This is a genomic window from Frankia sp. AgKG'84/4, from assembly GCF_023242965.2.
Taxonomy (GTDB): domain Bacteria; phylum Actinomycetota; class Actinomycetes; order Frankiales; family Frankiaceae; genus Frankia.
In genome coordinates, this window is record NZ_JALKFU020001253.1 from 1 (window position 1) to 2,347 (window position 2,347).

2 protein-coding genes are annotated in these 2,347 nt (G+C 73.5%); both read left to right on the forward strand.

Features of this window, described 5'->3' with window-relative positions; genetic code table 11:
- Positions 1-187: 187 nt before the first annotated feature.
- A complete protein-coding gene (locus tag MXD58_RS29335) occupies positions 188-1,339 on the forward strand; it encodes an acyl-CoA dehydrogenase family protein (protein WP_248820350.1) in 1,152 nt (383 codons plus the stop codon).
- A gap of 43 nt (positions 1,340-1,382) precedes the next feature.
- Positions 1,383-2,204: an enoyl-CoA hydratase-related protein gene (locus tag MXD58_RS29340; RefSeq protein ID WP_248841478.1), complete on the forward strand. Its 822-nt coding sequence runs from the start codon at positions 1,383-1,385 to the stop codon at positions 2,202-2,204.
- The last annotated feature ends 143 nt before the right edge of the window (positions 2,205-2,347 follow it).

Genomic DNA, 2,347 nt, shown 5'->3' on the forward strand with positions numbered 1-2,347 from the left:
CCTCGTTCGCTCTCCATCAGCTTTCCCACGCGCACAACACGAACATCTCGGGTTTCCCGGTGCTCGTCACCGACCCGGCGAAGCTCAAGACCGCCTCCCAGTAGCGGCGCGGCGCGGCCGTCGTGGTCGCTCCCGGGGCAGGGAAACACCGGACCCGTGTGTCGGGACCGCTTGATCGGAGGCATGGGTGAAGTTGGGGTTGACCGCCGACCAGGACCTGTTGGTCGGCACGACACGCAAGTTCCTGCAGAACACCGTCCCGACCGCGGTGCTGCGCGCGCTGCGCGACGATCCGTCCGGCTACCCGGGCGACTACTGGACGGCGGGCGCCGAACTCGGCTGGACCTCGCTGCTGGTCGCCGAGGAACACGGCGGCGGCAGCGTGAGCGACGACGGCCTGGGCGATCTGGCGCTGGTGGCCCACGAGTTCGGGCGGCACGCCGCGCCGGGACCGCTCCTGGCGACCAATGTGGTGGCCTCGGCGCTCTCCCGGATCGCCGGCGCCTCGGTGGACGACGCGCTGCCCCGGATCTGCGCCGGGGAGATGGTCGCCGCCTGGTGCCTCGGCGAGCCGGTTCCGCACGCCGGCCTGGGCGAGGTCGCGACGACCGCCGTGGCGGACGGCGGCGACTGGGTGCTGTCCGGGACCAAGGGGCCGGTCGAGCACGCGGCGCAGGCGGAGCTCCTCCTTGTCACGGCCCGCACCGGTGACGGCCTGACCCAGTTCCTGGTCCCGGCCGAGTGCCCGGGCGTCACGGTCACGCCGCTTTCGTCGCTGGACACCGTCCGCCGGTTCGCCCGCGTCCACTTCGACGACGTGCGGGTCCCGTCGACGGCGGTGCTCGGCGAGGTCGGCCAGGCCGCGGACGAGGTCGAACGGCAGCTGCGCGAGGCGCTGGTGATCCAGACCGCGGAGATGGTCGGGGCGATGGACCGGGCGTTCGAGCTCACGGTCGCCTGGGCCGGCGACCGTTACTCGTTCGGCCGGCCGCTGTCGTCCTACCAGGCCCTCAAGCACCGGTTCGCGGACATGAAGATGTGGCTGGAGGCGAGCCACGCGGTGGCGGACGCGGCCGCGGCGGCCGTCGGCGGCGGTGGGGACCAGGCGGGCGAGCTCGTCAGCGTGGCCAAGTCGTACATCGGCCAGTACGGTCCCGCGCTGTGCCAGGACTGTGTCCAGCTCCACGGTGGTATCGGCCTGACGTTCGAGCACGACCTGCACCTGTACCTGCGCCGGGTGTCGGTGGGCAGTGCGCTGCTGGGCACCGCCCGGGAGCACCGGCTGCGGATCGCTGGCCTGCTCGAGGCCCGGGAGCGGGCGGCGGTCGTCGCGGCGTGAGGGCGGTTCGGCTGGTCGGATCGGCGGGGTCGAGGCGAGGGCGATGAAGGTGAGCGGGACGAGCGTGGCGCAGGACGAGCGGGAGATTCTGACCGAGACTCGGGGCCGGGTCCGCATCGTCACGCTGAACCGCCCGAAGTCCCGCAACGCGCTGACGCCGACGATGGCCGTGTCCTACGCGGCGGCGCTGCGCGCGGCGGACGACGATCCCCGGGTTCGCGTGATCGTGGTGACCGGTGCGGGAGCGGGCTTCTGCTCGGGTGCCGACCTCACCGTGCTGGATCAGGGCGCCACGGGGAGCAGGGGGTTCCGGCCGCCCCGCGAGGACCTGCCCGACCTCGCGCTGCGGCTGCGCAAACCGGTGATCGCCGCGGTCAACGGCGCGGCGGTGGGCCTTGGCTTCGCCTACATGCTGGGCAGCGACCTCCGCTTCGCCGCCGAGTCCGCGAAGTTCGTCACCGCGTTCTCCCGGCTGGGCCTGGCCGCCGAGTACGGCGTGTCCTGGCTGCTGCCGCGGCTCATCGGCGTCCAGCCGGCGCTGGACCTGCTGTTGTCCGGGCGCGCGGTGAGCGCGGGGGAGGCCCTGTCGATGGGGCTCGTCCACCGCGTCGTCCCGGACGAGGAGCTGCTGGCGACCACGGTCGCGTACGCCGCAGACCTGGCGGACAACTGCGCGCCGTCCTCCCTGGCGACCATCAAGCACCAGGTCTACGGCGATCTCGACCGGACGCGGGCGGACGCGCTGTCCGACACGCTCGCGCGGATGGATGAGGCCTTCGCCGGACCCGCGCTGCGGGAGGCCATGACCGCCCGCGCGGAGAAACGCGCCCCGGCGTTCGACCCACTGCCGCCCCGGCGCGACTGACGGACCGTTTCGCCGAGCCTCGCCGGGCAGCTCAGCCCCCCGGCGAAGCTTCGCGCCTGCGCCGGGGGTCAGGTGGTGATGATGGAGACGCCGGCCGTGCCGGGGGCGCCGTAGAGCTGGGCGTAGCCGACGCGTGGGGTGCC

Excerpts from the sequence above, each read along its gene's own strand:
- MXD58_RS29340 (WP_248841478.1), top strand. The coding sequence starts at position 1,383 with ATGAAGGTGAGCGGGACGAGCGTGGCGCAGGACGAGCGGGAGATTCTG.